This is a genomic window from Frigidibacter sp. MR17.24 (assembly GCF_037095655.1).
GTDB lineage: Bacteria > Pseudomonadota > Alphaproteobacteria > Rhodobacterales > Rhodobacteraceae > Frigidibacter.
Map to the genome: position 1 here is coordinate 680,555 of NZ_JBAWKE010000001.1, position 17,577 is coordinate 698,131.

Genomic DNA, 17,577 nt, shown 5'->3' on the forward strand with positions numbered 1-17,577 from the left:
CCAGGATGGTATGATGCGCTCTGACGTCCTCGCCTTCGACACCTCCGCGCCCGCCGCCCGCCCGGGCCCGGCGCCACGCCGGATCTCGATCTTCGGCGCGACCGGCTCGATCGGCGAAAGCACGGTCGATCTGGTGCTGCGCGCGGGCGGCCCGGCCGCCTATCACACCGTCGCCGTCACCGGCGCGCGCAACATCGCCCGGCTGGCCGAGATCGCGATCGCGCTGCGGGCCGAGGTCGCGGTGACCGCAGACCCGGCCGGGCTGGCGGCGCTGCGCGCGGCGCTGGCGGGCACCGGGATCGAGGCCGCCGCCGGCGAGGCCGCGCTGGTCGAGGCCGCCTGCCGCCCCGCCGACTGGATCATGTCGGGCATCGTCGGCTTCGCCGGGCTCGCGCCCGGGCTCGCGGCGCTGGCGCAGGGCACGACGCTGGCGCTGGCCAACAAGGAAAGCCTCGTCACCGCGGGCCCGCTGCTGCTTGAGACCGCGGCGCGCCACGGCGCGCGGATCCTGCCCGTCGACAGCGAGCATTCGGCGGTGTTCCAGGCGCTGGTGGGCGAGGAGATGACCGCGGTCGAGCGGGTGATCATCACCGCCTCGGGCGGCGCCTTCCGCGACTGGCCGCTCGACCGGCTGGCGGGGGCGAGCGTGGCCGAGGCGTCGAGCCATCCGAACTGGGACATGGGCCAGCGCATCACCATCGACTCGGCCTCGATGTTCAACAAGGCGCTCGAGGTGATCGAGACGCGCGAGTATTTCGGCTTCGAGCCCGCGCAGATCGAGGTGCTGGTGCATCCCGAAAGCATGGTGCACGCGCTGGTGGGGTTCCGCGACGGGGCGCTGATGGCGCATCTGGGCGCGCCCGACATGCGCCACGCGATCGGCTATGCGCTGAACTGGCCCGACCGCGCCGACCTGCCGGTCGCTCGGCTGGATCTGGCGGCGATCGGGCGGCTGAGCTTCGCCGCGCCCGATCCGGCGCGCTACCCGGCGCTGGCGCTGGCGCGCGAGGTGATGGCGATCCGCGGCGCCGCGGGCGCGGTGTTCAACGCCGCCAAGGAGGCGGCGCTCGACGGCTTCATCGAGGGGCGGGTGCGCTTCACCGGCATGGCCACGGTGGTCGAGCGCGTGCTCGCGCGAATGTCAGCCGGTTCCGGCCTTGGAAATGTCGCCTTCTCGCTCGATAACCTCAGCGAGGCCGATCGCGAGGCCCGGGCGCTGGCGCGCGAGGAGATCGCGGCGCGTGCGGATGTGTAACTTGGTCGCGGGGAGCGGGGCGTGGAAGTGATTGCAAGTCTGGCGCCGCAGTTCGGATCGCTGATCTGGACGCTGGTCGCCTTCGTCGTCGCCCTGTCGATCATCGTCGCGATCCACGAATACGGCCATTACATCGTCGGGCGCTGGTCCGGGATCCGGGCCGAGGTCTTCTCGATCGGCTTCGGGCCGGTGATCTGGGCGCGCACCGACCGGCGCGGTACCCGCTGGCAGATCGCGGCGCTGCCCTTCGGCGGCTACGTCAAGTTCCTGGGCGACGCGAATGCCGCCTCGGCCGGGGCCGACGGCGCGGCGATGGCGCGGCTGGACGCGGACGAGCGGCGCCACACGATGCACGGCGCGCCGCTTTGGGCGCGGGCGGCGACGGTCGCGGCGGGGCCGGTGTTCAACTTCATCCTGTCGGCGGTGCTGTTCGCCGCGGTGATGCTGGTGGCCGGCCGCGCCACCGACGCGCCCGAGATCGGCACGCTCAGCGCGCTGCCGGGCGAGACGGTGACGCTGCGCCCCGGCGACCGCATCCTGTCGGTCGAAGGCATCGACACCCCCGATTACGCGGCGCTGAACCTTGCGGCCGAGGCGCTGAAGGACCGCGCGACGCTCACCTACCGGGTCGAGCGCGACGGCACCGAGACCGAGGCGCAGGGCCCGCAGATCCTGCCGCCGCGGGTGGCGCAGGTGGTGCCCGACAGCGCCGCCGCCGCCGCGGGCCTGCGCGCGGGCGACGTGGTCACCGCGATCGACGGCCAGCCCATCGCCAGCTTCGCGCAGATGCAGGACATCGTCGAGGGATCCGAGGGCCGGGCGCTGGTGCTGGGGCTGTGGCGCGACGGCCAGCCGGTCGAGGCGACGCTGTCGCCGCGGCGCACCGACCTGCCGCTGCGCGACGGCGGGTTCGAGACCAGCTACAAGATGGGCATCGCGGGCGAGCTGTTCTTCACCCCGGTGACCGAGGCGGTGGGCCCGTTCGAAGCGGTGCGCGCCGGCACGGCCGAGGTCGCCTTCGTCGTGCGCTCGTCGCTCTCGGCGCTGACGCACATGGTCTCGGGCGCGATCTCGACCTGCAACCTGCGCGGGCCGATCGGCATCGCCGAAACCTCGGGGCAGGCGGCCTCGGCGGGGCTGTCGAACTTCGTGTGGTTCCTCGCGGTGCTGTCGACGGCGGTGGGGATGATGAACCTGTTCCCGATCCCGGTGCTGGACGGCGGCCACCTGGTGTTCCACGCCTGGGAGGCGATCCGCGGCAAGCCGCCGTCGGAGCGGGCGATGGGCGTGCTGATGACCTGCGGCTTCGCGATCGTGCTGGCGCTGATGGCCTTCGGGCTGACCAACGACCTGCGCTGCTAGGCACGGGTTTCGCGCGTCGGTCGCATCACCGCCCGGCGCGCGCCGCAATGGCGCCACAAACCCCACCTAAACCTTGACGCGAATTCGGGCCGCATGCCGCGGCCGGACCGGACAGGGAACGGGTGCCATGGTGACCTTGCGCGACAGCGCCGAAAAGCTGCGGCTCGTCATCGACCTGCACTGGGAACGCCTCGCGATGCCTCTGGCGATCCTGACCGGGTTGCTGGGCGGCACCGCCATCGGCCTGCGCCTGATCCAGATCGCGCCCGAGCTGCTGCAACCCTGATCCCCCCGACGCCGGTCCCCCGACCCTGACCGATCCGTCGCTCGCCGACCGGGCCGCGCGCGCCGCGACGCCCGGCGGAGGTGTGCCCGGCGGATCCGTCACAACCCCCGGACCGTCTTCGAAAATCCCTCGCGCAGGCCGGCCGCGGCGGTGCCGTGGATTTGCGCAGGTTTTCGCGCATCGTGACTCTGAGGGCACAATACCTAGCGCAACCTGCGGGCCGGCTTTGACATGCCGGAACAATCAAGTTACTCAAATCCCAACGACAACCCGAGCAGGTGGGAGAGGGACTTATGGCGAAAGTGCATCGCGCTGGCCGCAGCGTGGGGACCCGAAGCCATGCGTTGCGGTCCTTGTTGACCGGGACGGCGATTTTCCTTTCCACGACAATCGTTTCCACGACGATCTACGCTCCGGCCTATGCGCAGGAATACAGCTTCTCGTCGATCCGGGTCGAGGGGAACACCCGCATCGATGCCGGCACCGTCGCCAGCCAGTCCGGAATCGCGGCCGGCCAGCCGGTCTCGGCCGGGCAGCTGAACGAGGCGACCCGCCGCATGGTCGAGTCGGGCCTCTACGAGACGGTCGAGCTTGCGCCGCAGGGCGGCACGCTGGTGATCCGCGTCGCCGAGGCCCCGGTGATCAACACCGTCGCCTTCGAGGGCAACGCCCGGATCAAGGACGAGCAGATGACCTCGCTCGTGCGGTCGAAATCCTCGGGCCCCTATGTCGCCGCCCGCGCCGAATCCGACGCCGCGACCATCGCTCAGGCCTATGCCGAATCCGGCCGCCCGAACGCCCGCGTCACCCCGAAGGTGATCCGCCGCGATGGCAACCGCGTCGACCTGGTGTTCGAGATCTCGGAAGGCCGCATCACCGAGGTCGAGCGCATCGCCTTCACCGGCAACCGCGCCTATTCCGACCGCCGCCTGCGCGAGGTCCTGTCGACCAAGCAGGCGGGCCTGCTGCGCACCTTCGTTCAGCGCGACACCTATTCCGAGGAACGCCAGGGCCTCGACCGCCAGCTGCTGACCGACTTCTACCGCTCGCGCGGCTACATCGACTTCCAGCTGCTGGGGATCGCGAACGAATTCGCCCCCGACCGCGGCGCCTTCTTCCTGACCTACAACGTCCGCGAAGGCCTGAAGTACACCTATGGCCATGTCGGCGTGACCTCCGAGATCCCGGGCGTCGATGCCGCGATGTTCCAGAAGGGCATCCGCATCTCGGAAGGCGGGACCTATTCGCCCAACGGCATCGACAACTCGATCGCCCGCATGGAGGCCATGGCCACCCGCAACGGCATGGACTTCATCCGGATCGAGCCGCAGATCGTGCGCAACCCCCGGACCCAGACGCTGGACGTGACCTTCAAGGTCACCCGCGGCCCGCGCATCTTCGTCGAGCGCATCGACATCGAGGGCAACGCCACCACGCTTGACCGCGTGATCCGGCGCCAGTTCCGCACCGTCGAGGGCGACCCCTTCAACCCGACCGAGATCCGCCAGGCGGCCGAGCGCATCCGCGCGCTCGGGTTCTTCTCCAGCAGCTCGGTCGACACCCGGCAGGGCTCGGCCGCCGACCAGGTGCTGGTCGACGTGAACGTGACCGAACAGCCCACCGGCTCGCTCTCGTTCGGCTTCAGCTACGGCGTCGATGCCGGCGCCGGCGTCGCGCTGTCGCTGTCGGAACGCAACTTCCTCGGCCGCGGCCAGTATCTGGGCGTGTCGATCAACACGACGAATTCCAGCGGCACCTCGCGCATCAGCTTCCGCGAGCCGGCCTTCCTGGGGCGCGACCTGTCGGCGGGCTTCGACGCCTACTACCGCACCTACGACAACGACAATGCCGACTACTCGATGGACCTCATCGGGATCGAGCCGACCTTCGGCTTCCCGCTGAACGAGACCATGCGCGCCGAGGTCGGCCTGCTGGCCAAGCAGAACGAGCTTTACAGCGTCGACGAGGACAGCTCGGCCATCCTGCACGACGAGGAAGGCAAGACCAACGGCTTCGGCGTCAAGTACTCGATCGACTACGACAGCCGCCGCTCGGGCCTGGCCAACGACCGCGGGCTGAAACTGTCCTTCGGGCAGGAGTTCTACGGCCTTGGCGGCGACGTGAAGGCGATCAAGACCTCGGCCTCGGCCGTGGCCGACCGCGAGGTGTTCAACGGCGACTGGACGCTGCGCGCCGGGCTCGAGGGCGGGGCGTTCAACACCTTCGGCGGCTATGACAGCCGGGTCACCGACCGGTTCTGGGGCAGCCAGATGCGCGGCTTCGAAAGCCGTGGCATCGGCCCGCGCGACATGGAGGTCGACAACGAGGACCCGCTGGGCGGCAACTACTATGCCGTGGCGAAGTTCGATGCCGAATTCCCGCTGGGCCTGCCCGAGGAATACGGCATCAAGGGCGGCCTGTTCCTCGACATCGGCTCGGTCTGGGGGCTTGACCAGAACGACGGCGGCCTGACCTCGGGCGATGGCACCGGGCTTGTCGACGACAGCGCCAAGATCCGCGCCGCGGCCGGCTTCTCGGTCTTCATGGACACGCCGATCGGGCCGCTGCGCCTGAACTTCTCGAAGGCGCTGGCCAAGGAAGACTATGACAAGGAACAGAACTTCGACCTCACGGTCTCGACCCAGTTCTGATCCGGCCATGGCCTTGCGCGCCAGGTTCCACCGGGGCGGGGGGATCGCCACCGCCCTGGTCGCCAGCGCCTTGGTCGCTGCCGCGGCCCTCTGGCCGCTGCGGCCACCCGGCGCCGCGGCGCAGTCGGTCGACTTCGGCTCGGGCGCCTTCTCGCTCGGGGCCGCGGTCGACGGGCCGGCACCGGCAGCCCCCGCGCCGCTTCTGATCCTCGACGAGGAACGCCTGTTCACCCAGTCCCGCTGGGGCCGGCGCGTGCAGGCGGAATTCGACGCCGACGCCGCCGACCTGCAGGCCGAGAACCGGCGGCTGGAAAGCGATCTCGCCACCGAGGAGCGCAGCCTGGCCGACCGCCGCCCGACGATGCCCGCCGACAGCTTCCGCGCCGCCGCCGACAGCTTCGACGAGCGCGTGGTGGGCATCCGCCAGGCGCAGGAGGCCAAGGCCCGCGCCCTGACCAGCCGCCGCGACGCCGAGCGGCGGGCCTTCTTCTCGGCCGCGGTGCCGGCGCTGCGCGACCTGCTGCGCCAGCGCGGCGCGGCGGCGATCGTCGATGCGCGGGTGGTGCTGCTGTCGCTGAACTCGCTCGACGTGACCGATGCCGCGGTGCAGGCGGTCGACGCCCGGCTGGGCGACGGCCCGCCGCGCAGCGCCAACCCCGACGAGGGGGATCAGCCCGCCGGCCAGTCCACCGAGCAGCCCGCCGGCCAGTCCGCAGAGCAGCCCGCCGATCAGTCGACCGGGCAGCCCACCGGCCAGTCCACGGAGCAGCCGCCGGAAGCACCGGCCGCGCCGCCGCCATCCGGCGCGGCGCCGCCGCCCTGACGGGGCGGCGCGGCGGCCACGGCATGGCGCGCGGCTTGCCCTTCCCGACCCGAATTGTTAGCAAGACCCGACCGTAACGACCCCGCCCACCGTGGCACCGCGGGCACCAGAAAGGACCTGTCATGACCGAGACCGACGCTCAGACCCTCGAGACGGGCGCGGCCGCGGCGGCGAAGCCGGTCGACAGGCCCACCGAGGCGGACATCCACCTGATCCAGCGGATCATCCCGCACCGCTACCCTTTCCTGCTGATCGACAAGGTGCGCGACATCGTTCCCATGGTCTCGGCCACGGGCGTGAAGAACGTCACCTTCAACGAACCGCATTTCCAGGGCCACTTCCCGGCCGCCCCGATCATGCCCGGCGTCACCATCGTCGAGGCGATGGCGCAGACCGCGGCGGTGATGGTCGGCGTGTCGATGGATCTCGCCGACAAGAACATGCTGGTGTATTTCATGGGCATCGACGCCTGCAAGTTCCGCCGCAAGGTGGTGCCGGGCGACGTGCTGGAACTGCATGTCGTGGCCAAGCGCGGCGGCGGCAAGATCTGGAAGTTCGAGGGCCGCGCCACCGTCGATGGCCAGCTGGCCTGCCAGGCCGAGTTCACCGCGATGATGGACCTCGCGTCCGCACAGGGAGCCTGACACCGCGATGGCGATCGATCCCACCGCAAGGATCCACCCCTCGGCCGTGGTCGAAGACGGCGCCGTGATCGGCCCGGGCTGCGAGGTCGGCGCGCTGGCGCTGATCGGCGCCCGGGTGACGCTGGGCCGGGACGTGGTGATCCGCAACCACGCCGTGGTCACCGGCACCACCGAGATCGGCGAGGGCACCGTGGTCTTCCCGTTCGCCGTGCTGGGCGAGGTGCCGCAGGACCTGAAGTTCAAGGGCGAGGAAAGCCGGCTGGTGATCGGGGCGCGCAACCGCATCCGCGAACACGTGACGATGAACACCGGCACCGAGGGCGGCGGCATGGTCACCCGCGTCGGCGACGACGGGCTGTTCATGGCCGGAAGCCACGTGGCGCACGACTGCCAGGTCGGCGACCGGGTGATCCTGGTCAACAACTCGGCGCTCGCCGGGCATTGCGTGATCGAGGACGACGTGATCGTCGGCGGGCTGTCGGGGGTGCACCAGTGGGTGCGCATCGGGCGCGGCGCGATCATCGGCGCGGTGTCGATGGTCACCGCGGACGTGCTGCCCTATGGCCTCGTGCAGGGGCCGCGCGGGCATCTCGACGGGCTGAACCTCGTGGGGCTCAAGCGCCGCGGCACCGATCGGGCGCAGATCGTCGCCCTGCGCGAGCTGTACCAGCGCCTGTCCGAGGGCAATTTCCGCGAAAGCGCCCGCGCCGCGGCCGAGACGGCCGAGCCGGGCACCCTCGCGGCCGAAGTGCTTGCGTTCATTCTCGGTCCGTCCGACCGCAGTTTCCTCACGCCGCAGTAAGGCCCGGAAGATCCATGTCCGAAACCGCCATCATCTCGGGCACCGGTGCCCTGCCGTCGCTTCTTGCCCGCACGCTGAACGCCCGCGGCGAACCCTATGTGGTCTGCCAGCTGGAAGGCTTCCCGACCGAGATCGAGGGCGGCGCCCAGATCGAGTTCCGGGTCGAGCGGCTGGTGCCGTTCCTCAATGAACTCACGCGCCGCGGCGTCGGCCGGGTGGTGTTCGGCGGCGCCGCGCGGCGCCCGCAGCTGGACCTGCGCAGCTTCGACCCCGAAACCGCGCAGCTGGTGCCGCGGCTGATGGGCGCGATGCAGGACGGCGACGACGCCACCCTGCGCGAGGTGATCGCGATCTTCGAGGAATGGGACCTGAAGGTGGTCGGCGCCCATGACGTCGCCCCCGATCTCGTGCCCGGGGCCGGCCTGCTGACCGGCGCGCCCTCGGACGGCGACCGGCGCGACGCCGCGCGCGCGGCGGGCATCGTCGAGGCGCTCGGCTCGGTCGATGTCGGGCAGTCGGCGGTGGTGGCGCAGGGCCTGTGCCTCGCGATCGAGGCGCTGCCCGGGACCGACGCGATGCTCGACTTCGTCGGCGCGACGCAGGCGCTGGTGACGCGCCCCGATCCGGCCGGCGCGAAGGGCATCCTCTACAAGGCGCCGAAACCGGGGCAGGAGCGCCGCGTCGACCTGCCCGCGATCGGCCCGATCACCGTGCGCAAGGCGGCCGAGGCCGGCCTTGGCGGCGTGGTCTGGGAGGCCGGCGGCGTGCTGTGCATCGACCGCGAGGGCATGATCGCCGAGGCGGAGAAGGCGGGCCTGTTCCTGTGGTCGCGCCAGCCGTGACCGCGCCCGCGCCCGGGGCGACCGGCCCGCGGATCTACCTCATCGCGGGCGAGGCCTCGGGCGACCGGCTCGGTGCCGCGCTGATCGCCGGGCTGCGCACGCTCGCCCCCGGGGTCGAGGTGCATGGCATCGGCGGCCCGCTGATGGAGGCCGAGGGGCTGGTGAGCCTGTTCCCGATGGAGGAACTCTCGGTCATGGGCATCTGGGAGGTGCTGCCGAAGTACCGCCAGCTGAAGGCCCGCATCGCCGAGGCCGCCGCCGATTGCCTGGCCCGCGCGCCCGACGCGCTGATCACCATCGACAGCCCCGATTTCGGCCTGCGCGTCCAGCGCCTCGTGCGGGCGGCCCAGGCGGGCGGGACGGGGGGCCAGACGGGCCGGATCCGGCAGATCCACTATGTCGCGCCCTCGGTCTGGGCCTGGCGCCCGGGACGGGCGATGAAGATGGCGACCGCGGTCGACCATGTCCTCGCGCTGTTGCCGTTCGAGCCGCCCTACATGGAAGCCGCGGGCATGACCTGCGATTTCGTCGGCCACCCGGTGGTCTGCGAGCCGCGCGCCGACGCGGCCGAGGTCGCGGCCTTCCGCGCCGCCCATGACATCGCCCCCGACGCGCCGCTGGTGCTGGCGCTGCCGGGCTCGCGCAAGGGCGAGGTGTCGCGGCTGGCGGCGCGGTTCGACGAAAGCCTGATGCGGCTGCGCGACCGGGTGCCCGAGATGCGGGTGGTGCTCCCGACGGTGCGCGGCGTCTCGGTCATGGTGCGCGAGATGTCGGCGCGCTGGCCGGTGGCGCCGATCATCGTCGAGACGCCCGAGGACAAGCGCGCGGCCTTCGCCGCCGCCGATCTCGCGCTCGCGGCCTCGGGGACGGTCAGCCTGGAACTGGCGGCGAACCGGGTGCCGATGGTCATCGCCTATGACATGGCGCCGCTCAGCCGGGTGCTGATCGGGATGCTGCTGAAGATCGACACGGTGACGCTGGTCAACCTCGTCTCCGACACCCGCGCGGTGCCCGAATTCCTGGGCCGCGCCTGCCGCCCCGAGGCGATCGCCCCGGCGCTGGCGGCGCTCGTCGATCCCGGCCCCGCACGCGCGGCGCAGGAAGAGGCGATGGCGCTGACCATGCAGCGGCTGGGCGAGGGCGGCGAGCCGCCGGGCCTGCGCGCCGCCCGCTCGGTGCTCTCGCGGCTCTAGCCGGCCACAGCCGGAACCGGTCAGGGAAACCGATCAGGGCGCCTCCGGCAGCCCGGCCTGCAGCCGCTTCGGCAGACCGGCGCGGATCAGCCGCCAGCTGACGCGGACCCGGTGCGCCAGCTCGTCCTCGGCGGCCCCGAGCGGCACCGCGACCCAGGAGCGGTGCAGATAGGGCGCGCGCGCGGCCAGCCCGGCCTCGATCAGCATCGCCGCGGTCTCGGGGCTGTCGGTCTTGACGCTGACATGGGTGCCGCGCGCGCCGACCAGCGCGAAGATCTTGCCGCCCAGCTTCCAGGCGTCGTGGCCGCCGTCCCAGGGATGCTCCAGCACGGCCCCGGGCATCGCGGCGCAGATCGCGCCGATCCGGGCCCGCAGCGGGTCCGGGGACGGGCCCGACGTCGGGCCGGATGCTTGGTCCGACGTTGGGCCGGGCAGGGCGGCGGGATCGGTCATGGCGCCAGCCTGCCACGGCGGGCGATCCGCCGCGAGCGGTGATTTCGCTTGCCCGGGCGGCGCGGCGCGGCTATGGGGCGTGGCATGGAACAGGCGCGGATCACCCTGATCATCTGCATTACCCGCTGACGACGTCAGGCGGGCCGTTCCCTCGTTCTTCGCAAGGACAACCGGGTGACCCGCCGATGGCAGGGCAACCCGCGCGCGATTTGGAGAACGGCCGCATGGACCGCAGCATCGAGATCAGGCTTCACGATTCCAAGAGCCGCCAGCTGCGGCCGTTCACCCCGGTGCAGCCGGGGCAGGTGAAGATCTACGTCTGCGGCCCCACCGTCTACGACCGCGCGCACCTGGGCAACGCGCGCCCGGTGGTGGTGTTCGACACGCTGTTCCGGCTGATGCGGGCCGTCTACGGCGCCGACAGCGTGCGCTACGTGCGCAACTTCACCGATGTCGACGACAAGATCAACGCGACCGCGCTCGCCCGGCGCGAGGCCGGCGCGCCCGGCACCCTGGAAGAGCTGATCCGCCAGCGCACCGAAGAGACGATCGGCTGGTACCACGCCGACATGGACGCGCTGGGCGCGCTGCGCCCCTCGGCCGAGCCGCGGGCGACCGACTGGATCGGCGAGATGGTGACGATGATCACCGAGCTGATCGCGCGCGGCCATGCTTATGCGGCCGAGGGCCACGTGCTGTTCGACGTGCGCTCGTTCCCGGCCTATGGCGCGCTCTCGGGCCGCTCGGTCGACGACATGATCGCGGGCGCCCGGGTCGAGGTCGCGCCGTTCAAGCGCGACCCGATGGATTTCGTGCTGTGGAAGCCCTCGGACGACGGGCTGCCGGGCTGGGACAGCCCCTGGGGCCGCGGGCGCCCGGGCTGGCACATCGAATGCTCGGCGATGGCGCGCGGCCTGCTGGGGGCGTCCTTCGACATCCACGGCGGCGGCATCGACCTGCAGTTCCCGCACCACGAGAACGAGATCGCGCAAAGCTGCTGCGCCCACCCCGGCGAGGGCTTCGCCACGACCTGGATGCATAACGAGATGCTGATGGTCGAGGGGCGGAAGATGTCGAAATCGCTTGGAAATTTCTTCACCGTGCGCGACCTGCTGGACAAGGGCGTCCCGGGCGAGGTGATCCGGATGGTGTTCCTTGGCACGCATTATTCGAAGCCGATGGACTGGACGGCCGAGAAGGCATCCCAGGCCGGGGCCGCGCTGCGCAAGTGGCGGGCGCTCACCGCGGGCATCGAGCCCGCGGCGAGCGCGGCGCCCTCGGTCCTCGCCGCGCTGGGCGACGACCTCAACACGGCGGGCGCCATTGCCGAGCTGCACGCGCTTGCCGCGGCGGGGGAGCTTGCGGCGCTGGTGGCCTCGGCCCGGCTGATGGGGTTGCTGCTGCCCGGGATGGGCGACTGGGCGGCGGCGCCCGAGGTCGACCTGTCGGATCTGGCGGCGCGGCTTGCGGATCTGCGCGCGGCGGCGATGGCGTCGAAGGACTTCGCGCCGGTCGATGCGCTGAAGGCGGCGCTGGTCGCGGCAGGGGTCGAGGTGCGGATGTCGAAAGCCGGGGTCGAGCTGCTGCCGGGCCCGGATTTCAAGGCTGAGAAGGTGGATGAACTTCGCTGATTGTCTGAGCTATATCAGATGTATTCAGGCAGAAGTTCAGATGGGAGATGAGGAATGAAACAGCGCGTCTATCTCTATGACACGACGCTTCGCGACGGCCAGCAAACTCAGGGGGTCCAGTTCTCGACCGCCGAGAAGATCCGCATCGCCGAAGCCCTGGACGCGCTGGGCATCGACCATATCGAGGGCGGCTGGCCCGGCGCCAACCCCACCGACAGCGAGTTCTTCGCGCAGCGCCCGCGCACCCGCGCCACCTTCACCGCCTTCGGCATGACCAAGCGCTCGGGCCGGTCGGCCCAGAATGACGAGGTGCTGGCGGCGGTGATGAATGCGCGCACGCCGGCGGTCTGCCTGGTCGGCAAGTCGCATGCCGGCCAGGTCCACCACGCGCTGGGGATTTCCCCGGCGGAAAACATTGAAAACATTGCCGCTTCCATCGCGCATGTCACCGCATCGGGCCGCGAGGCGCTGTTCGATGCCGAGCATCTCTTCGACGGCTGGCTGGCCGACCGCGACCACGCGCTGGCCTGCCTGCGCGCCGCGCTCGACGCGGGCGCGCGCTGGATCGTGCTGTGCGACACCAATGGCGGCACGCTGCCGGCCGAGATCGGCCGCATCACCGCCGAGATCATCGCCGCCGGCATCCCGGGCGAGCGGCTGGGCATCCATTGCCACGACGACTGCGGCACCGCCGTCGCCGGGTCGCTCGCCGCGATCGAGGCCGGGGCGCGGCAGGTGCAGGGCACGCTGAACGGCTTGGGAGAGCGCTGCGGCAATGCCAACCTGACGACGCTGATCCCTAACCTTCTGCTGAAGGAGCCGTTCGCAAGCCATTACGAAATCGGCGTTTCCGTCGATGCGCTTCCGGGTCTCACCCGGCTGTCGCGACAGCTTGACGACATCCTGAACCGGGTGCCGCTGCGCAGCGCGCCCTATGTCGGCGCCTCGGCGTTCGCGCACAAGGCCGGGCTGCATGTCAGCGCGATCCTGAAGGATCCGGGCCATTACGAACATGTCGATCCCGCCACCGTCGGCAACGAGCGGGTGATCCCGATGTCGAACCAGGCCGGGCAGTCGAACCTGCGCGCGCGGTTGTCGGCGATGGGCCTTGCGGTCGAACCCGGCGACGCGCGGCTGGGCGGCATCCTCGAAGAGATCAAGCGGCGCGAGGATCAGGGCTATGCCTATGACGGCGCCCAGGCCTCGTTCGAACTGGTGGCGCGGCGGGCGCTGGGGCTGATGCCGTCGTTCTTCGAGATCGAGCGCTTCCGCGTCACCGTCGAGCGGCGCCGGACGGCGACCCTGTCCGAGGCGGTGGTGGTGCTGCGCATCGGCGCGCAGACCATGCTGTCGGTGTCGGAATCGCTGGATGCCGAGGGCAACGATCGCGGTCCCGTCAACGCGCTGTGGAATGCGCTGGCCAAGGATCTTGGGCCTTATCAGGATGTTGTCGAAGACATGAAGCTTGTCGACTTCAAGGTGCGCATCACCCAGGGCGGCACCGAGGCAGTGACCCGGGTGATCATCGACAGCGAGGATTCGGCCGGCCACCGCTGGTCGACGGTCGGCGTTTCGGCCAATATCGTCGACGCCTCGTTCGAGGCGCTGCTGGACGCGGTGAACTGGAAGCTGGTGCGCGACGCCGCGGTCGCCGGCGCGGGCCGCGCGGCATGAGCGATGTCGAGGCCTGCCGCCGGCTGGTGACCGAGGGCGACCCCGCCCGCGCCCATGCCACCCATGCCGCGCCCGCGGCGGCACAGGCGGTGCTCTGGCCGCTCTATGCCTTCAACCTCGAGATCGCGCGCGCGCCCTTCGTCTCGGCCGAGCCGATGGTGGCCGAGATGCGGCTGCAATGGTGGATCGACACCGTCGAGCGCGCCGCGGCCGGCGCGGTGCCGCCGCATCACGAAGTCGCGGGGCCGCTGGCGGCGATGATCGCCGCGCGGGGGCTGGACGTCGCGCCGCTGGTCGCGGCGGCCGAGGCGCGCAAGCGCGATGCCTGGAACGAACCTTTCAACGATTCCGAGGCCTTGCTTTCGCATATCGATGCGACGTCGGGCGGGGTGATGGCGGCGGCGGTGGCCGCACTTGGCGGCGATCCGGCGCAGGGGGCCGCGGTCGGGCGCGCGCTGGGCGCGGCGAACTGGCTGACGGCGCTGGCCGAGCTGACGGCGCGGGGCAGGGAGGTGCTGCCGGCTCACCCCGAGGCCGCGGCAGACCTCGCCCGGGCGGGCCTTGCGGCGCTGGACAGGGCGCGGGCGATGCCGCGGCTGCCGGGCGCGGCGCAGCCGGCGCTCTGGCCGGCCGCGGGGGCCGGCGCGGTGTTGCGCCAGGCGCTGCGCGAGCCGGCCCGGATCACGGCCGGCTCGCTGGGGCTGTCGGAATTCTCGCGTCGCTGGAAGGCGTTGCGCGCGGTGCTGACCGGGCGGGTTTAGCCCCGGTCAGCCCAGCGCAGGCGCGATCGGCCGCAGGTCATAGCCCGCGGAGGCGCCGGCGGCGAGGATCTCGGGCGCCGGGCGCAGCCCCGCCTGCGACAGGCCCCACAGGAAGGTCGAGCGCGTGCCGGACCGGCAATAGGCCAGCACCGGCGCCTCGGCCCCGTCGAGCAGGTCGCGCATCTCGGCCACGAGATCCTGCGAGAAGCCGCCCGGGAACACCGGCAGGTAGTGGAAGCTCATTCCCGCGGCCTCGGCGGCGGCGCGCATTTCCTCGGCGCTCGGCTGGCCGGGTTCCTCGCCGTCGGGGCGGTTGCAGATCAGCGTGCGGTAGCCCTGCGCCGCCGCGTCGGGGATCTCGTCGATCGTGATCTGCGGGGCGGCGGCGAAGCCGTCGATCACGGGGCGGATGTCCATCGGGGTCTCTCCCTCTTGCCGGGCCCTCGTGCCGGGCCCTCTGCCAGGCGCTCTGGCCTGACCGCGATCTAGGCCCGAAGCCCGGGCCGGTTCAACGGCTTTCGTCGCCAGCTGCCAGCGCGGCGATCAGGGCCGGCAGGTCGCCGAAGCGCGAAAACTCGGCTCGGATCTTCAGGCTTTGCTTTTCACGCCGCAGATATCCCTCTGTGAAGAATAGGAAATCCACACCAGCTGCAGCGGCGCAATCGGCGTCGACCTCGCTGTCGCCGACATAGGCCATGCGCCCGGTGCTGCCCAGCGCGTCCAGCGCGGCGTGCAGCGGCGCGGGATCGGGCTTGCGCACCGGCAGGCTGTCGCCGCCGATCACGCAGTCGAACAGGCTGTCGAGGCCCAGATGGCGCAGCGTCGCCAGCGTCGGGCCGTTCGGCTTGTTGGTGCAGAGGCCGAGCGCGTGGCCCGCGGCGCGCAGCTGCGAAAGCACATCCATCACGTCAGGATAGACCGTCAGGCCGTTGAAATCGCTTGCGTAAAGATCTTCGAACCTTGCGCGCATCGCTTCGATCCGCGCGGGCGTCGGATCGAGAGCGGTGACTTCGCAAACCTGTCCAAGAAGCGCCGGCAAGCCGTTGCCAACGAACGATTTAACCTGTTCCATCGGCAGCGGCCCGACACCGTTCTCGGCAAGGACGGCATTGGTGATCGCGTGGATCTGCGGCACCGAGTCGATCAGCGTGCCGTCAAGGTCGAAGACGATCCGCATCAGCCCGCCGCCGCGACCAGCGCCGCGATGTTGTCGCCATAGACCTGCGGCTTGTCGACCGAGCCGCCCGAGAAGACCGCGTTGCCCGCGACGAAGACATCGGCGCCGGCGGCGCGGATCTCGGCGATCGTGTCGCGGGCGACGCCGCCGTCGATCTGGATGTGGATCTCGCGCGCGCCGATCATCTGGCGCAGCGCCGCGATCTTTTCCAGCTGCGAGCGGATGAACTTCTGCCCGCCGAAGCCCGGGTTCACGCCCATGACGTTGATCAGGTCGACCTGGTCGAGCAGATAGGCCACCGGTTCGATCGCCGTGCCGGGATTGAGGCAGAGGCCGGCCTTGCAGCCAAGGCCGCGGATCGCCTGCAGCGTGCGGTGGATGTGCGGGCCGGCCTCGTAATGGGCCGAGATCACGTCGGCGCCGGCCTCGGCATAGGCGGGCAGATAGGCGTCGACCGGCGCGATCATCAGGTGGACGTCCATCACGCCCTTGATGTGCGGGCGCAGCGCCTTGACCGTCGCGGGCCCGAAGGTGAGGTTCGGCACGAAATGGCCGTCCATCACGTCGACATGCACCCAGGGCGCGCCTTGCGCCTCGACGGCGCGGCACTCGGCGCCGAAGTTCGCGAAATCGGCCGAGAGGATCGAAGGCGCGATCTTCACGCCGCGGTCGAAGGTCGTGTAGGACATCCGGGGGCTCCGGTTGAGGAAACGGCAGGGTCAGCGCCGATTAACCCGCATGGGGCATCTGGTCCAGTAGCTGGCAGGCTGCGCGCGGCGCATCAATGGAATATTTACATAACGTCGATTATGGGAGTGTCGCATCATTCCGCATCCACCCTGTCAGATGCGCGATTTATGGAATGAAAAACAGGCGCTTGCGCGAAGAGATCGCCCCATTTCCTCACGGATCGGCCAGAAGCGGTTCATAGCGCGCATCGGTGAGCGTCTTCAGGAAGGCCACGATCGCGTCGATGCGCTTGTCGTCGAGCGCCGGGCCCTGTTCCAGTTCCTCGAGCGCCAGCGTCCCCGGGATCTCGGGCGCGCCCCAGGGCTGCCCGGTCTCGGGGTTGGTCTGCGCGGCCTCGGCGCGCGAGTTGTAGCGGTTGTAGAACACCACCACCGTGCGCAGGTCCGCGAAGACGCCGTTGTGCATGTAGGGCCCGGTGACGGCGACGTTGCGCAAGGACGGGATCTTGAACCGGCCCGCCGCCGCCGCGGCCTCGTCGCCCGTCAGCAGCGGATTCTGCCCCAGCCCGAGGTCGATGGCGGTCAGCCCGTTCACCGCGCGGACCGCCGGGTTCGGCGGCACGCCGATATTGCGGTAGCGATAGGTGGTGAAGGTCTCGTCCGGCGCCATCGGGTCGTCGCGCAGCTGGTGGCAGGTGCGGCAGTTGGTGAACTGGTTCGAGAAGAACAGCACCCGCCCCAGCTCTTCCTGCCGGGTCAGCTCGGCCTCGCCGCGCAGCCAGCGGTCATAGCGGGAATCGAAGCTCGAGAATGCGGGCGTCTTCTCATAGGCCTCGATCGCGAGGCCGAGCGCGAGGTAGGCGCGTTCGGCATCGTCGAAGACATCGGCCCCGTAAAGCGCCCGGAACGCCGCGTCATAGGCCGGGTTCGCCGCGATCCGGGCGATGACGGCGGCATGGTCGGGATGGCCCATCTCGACCGGGTTCACCGGCGGGCCGCCGGCCTGCTCGGCCAGGCTGGGGGCGCGGCCATCCCAGAACTGGCCGCCGATCCAGCCCTCGGCATCGCGGCCGAAGACCGGCGTCAGCGCGGCATAGGCCACCGAGGGCGCGTTGCGGTCGCCGATCGAGGTGCCGTCATCGCCCAGCGAGACCGGCCGGCCGACCACCGTCTCGCGCGGGTCGGTGAAGGCGGTCGCGGGATCGTGGCAGGTGGCGCAGGACTGGCTGCGGTTGAGCGAGAGGCCGGTGTCGAAGAACAGCGCCTCGCCGAGCGCCGCGGGCGTGGACAAGGCCGGATCCGCGCCGCGGGCGGTGCCTGAGAGGGCCAGCGCG

Annotated in this window: 17 protein-coding genes; 12 read left to right on the forward strand and 5 right to left on the reverse strand. The window is 70.9% G+C overall.

Annotated features, from left to right (window positions below):
• Positions 1 to 13 precede the first annotated feature (13 nt).
• The 9 genes from dxr to lpxB all read left to right on the forward strand — a co-directional run bounded on the left by dxr (position 14) and on the right by lpxB (position 9,858).
• Positions 14 to 1,255 carry a 1-deoxy-D-xylulose-5-phosphate reductoisomerase gene (gene dxr, locus V8J39_RS03180; RefSeq protein ID WP_336459416.1) on the forward strand — a complete coding sequence of 414 codons (1,242 nt, stop codon included), beginning with the start codon at positions 14 to 16 and terminating at the stop codon, positions 1,253 to 1,255.
• Positions 1,256 to 1,276: 21 nt separating this feature from the next.
• On the forward strand, positions 1,277 to 2,617 hold the full coding sequence (gene rseP, locus V8J39_RS03185) for an RIP metalloprotease RseP (protein ID WP_336459417.1): 1,341 nt from the start codon (positions 1,277 to 1,279) through the stop codon (positions 2,615 to 2,617).
• A gap of 127 nt (positions 2,618 to 2,744) precedes the next feature.
• The gene (locus V8J39_RS03190) at positions 2,745 to 2,903 is read left to right on the forward strand and encodes a hypothetical protein (protein WP_336459418.1); all 159 of its coding nucleotides are present in this window, start codon (positions 2,745 to 2,747) and stop codon (positions 2,901 to 2,903) included.
• A gap of 344 nt (positions 2,904 to 3,247) precedes the next feature.
• Positions 3,248 to 5,554, forward strand: a complete 2,307-nt coding sequence (gene bamA / locus V8J39_RS03195) for an outer membrane protein assembly factor BamA (protein WP_336459419.1) — start codon at positions 3,248 to 3,250, stop codon at positions 5,552 to 5,554.
• A gap of 7 nt (positions 5,555 to 5,561) precedes the next feature.
• Complete coding sequence (locus V8J39_RS03200; protein ID WP_336459420.1) at positions 5,562 to 6,377, forward strand: OmpH family outer membrane protein; 816 nt, start codon at positions 5,562 to 5,564, stop codon at positions 6,375 to 6,377.
• Between the two features lie 122 nt (positions 6,378 to 6,499).
• Positions 6,500 to 7,021, forward strand: a complete 522-nt coding sequence (fabZ, locus tag V8J39_RS03205; protein ID WP_336459421.1) for a 3-hydroxyacyl-ACP dehydratase FabZ — start codon at positions 6,500 to 6,502, stop codon at positions 7,019 to 7,021.
• A 7-nt stretch (positions 7,022 to 7,028) separates the two neighbouring features.
• Positions 7,029 to 7,823, forward strand: a complete 795-nt coding sequence (gene lpxA / locus V8J39_RS03210) for an acyl-ACP--UDP-N-acetylglucosamine O-acyltransferase (protein WP_336459422.1) — start codon at positions 7,029 to 7,031, stop codon at positions 7,821 to 7,823.
• 14 nt (positions 7,824 to 7,837) lie between these two features.
• Positions 7,838 to 8,665, forward strand: a complete 828-nt coding sequence (locus V8J39_RS03215) for an LpxI family protein (RefSeq protein WP_336459423.1) — start codon at positions 7,838 to 7,840, stop codon at positions 8,663 to 8,665.
• Complete coding sequence (gene lpxB, locus V8J39_RS03220) at positions 8,662 to 9,858, forward strand: lipid-A-disaccharide synthase (protein ID WP_336459424.1); 1,197 nt, start codon at positions 8,662 to 8,664, stop codon at positions 9,856 to 9,858. The genes V8J39_RS03215 and lpxB overlap by 4 nt, the downstream gene beginning before the upstream one ends.
• Before the next feature lie 33 nt (positions 9,859 to 9,891).
• Here lpxB and V8J39_RS03225 read toward each other — a convergent pair whose 3' ends face one another.
• Positions 9,892 to 10,311 (reverse strand): MmcQ/YjbR family DNA-binding protein, encoded by a 420-nt coding sequence (locus V8J39_RS03225; protein WP_442902543.1) that lies wholly within the window; start codon positions 10,309 to 10,311, stop codon positions 9,892 to 9,894.
• Positions 10,312 to 10,535: 224 nt separating this feature from the next.
• Here V8J39_RS03225 and cysS point away from each other — a divergent pair, with 224 nt between their 5' ends.
• Genes cysS through V8J39_RS03240 form a run of 3 tightly spaced genes read left to right on the forward strand, consistent with a single transcriptional unit; the run spans position 10,536 to position 14,377 of the window.
• Positions 10,536 to 11,942, forward strand: a complete 1,407-nt coding sequence (gene cysS, locus V8J39_RS03230; protein WP_336459425.1) for a cysteine--tRNA ligase — start codon at positions 10,536 to 10,538, stop codon at positions 11,940 to 11,942.
• A 54-nt stretch (positions 11,943 to 11,996) separates the two neighbouring features.
• Entirely contained in the window at positions 11,997 to 13,616 is a 1,620-nt protein-coding gene (gene cimA / locus V8J39_RS03235) for a citramalate synthase (RefSeq protein WP_336459426.1), read from the forward strand.
• The gene (locus V8J39_RS03240; protein ID WP_336459427.1) at positions 13,613 to 14,377 is read left to right on the forward strand and encodes a squalene/phytoene synthase family protein; all 765 of its coding nucleotides are present in this window, start codon (positions 13,613 to 13,615) and stop codon (positions 14,375 to 14,377) included. Before cimA ends, V8J39_RS03240 begins: the two co-directional genes overlap by 4 nt.
• Before the next feature lie 6 nt (positions 14,378 to 14,383).
• Here the strand turns inward: V8J39_RS03240 and V8J39_RS03245 are convergent, their stop codons facing one another.
• The 4 genes from V8J39_RS03245 to V8J39_RS03260 form a co-directional block, all read right to left on the reverse strand.
• Positions 14,384 to 14,794 carry a TIGR01244 family sulfur transferase gene (locus V8J39_RS03245; RefSeq protein ID WP_336459428.1) on the reverse strand — a complete coding sequence of 137 codons (411 nt, stop codon included), beginning with the start codon at positions 14,792 to 14,794 and terminating at the stop codon, positions 14,384 to 14,386.
• A 91-nt stretch (positions 14,795 to 14,885) separates the two neighbouring features.
• The gene (gene gph / locus V8J39_RS03250; protein WP_336459429.1) at positions 14,886 to 15,554 is read right to left on the reverse strand and encodes a phosphoglycolate phosphatase; all 669 of its coding nucleotides are present in this window, start codon (positions 15,552 to 15,554) and stop codon (positions 14,886 to 14,888) included.
• Positions 15,554 to 16,243: a ribulose-phosphate 3-epimerase gene (rpe, locus tag V8J39_RS03255; protein ID WP_336459430.1), complete on the reverse strand. Its 690-nt coding sequence runs from the start codon at positions 16,241 to 16,243 to the stop codon at positions 15,554 to 15,556. The genes gph and rpe overlap by 1 nt, the downstream gene beginning before the upstream one ends.
• Before the next feature lie 214 nt (positions 16,244 to 16,457).
• The gene (locus V8J39_RS03260; protein WP_336459431.1) at positions 16,458 to 17,534 is read right to left on the reverse strand and encodes a cytochrome-c peroxidase; all 1,077 of its coding nucleotides are present in this window, start codon (positions 17,532 to 17,534) and stop codon (positions 16,458 to 16,460) included.
• Positions 17,535 to 17,577 lie beyond the last annotated feature (43 nt).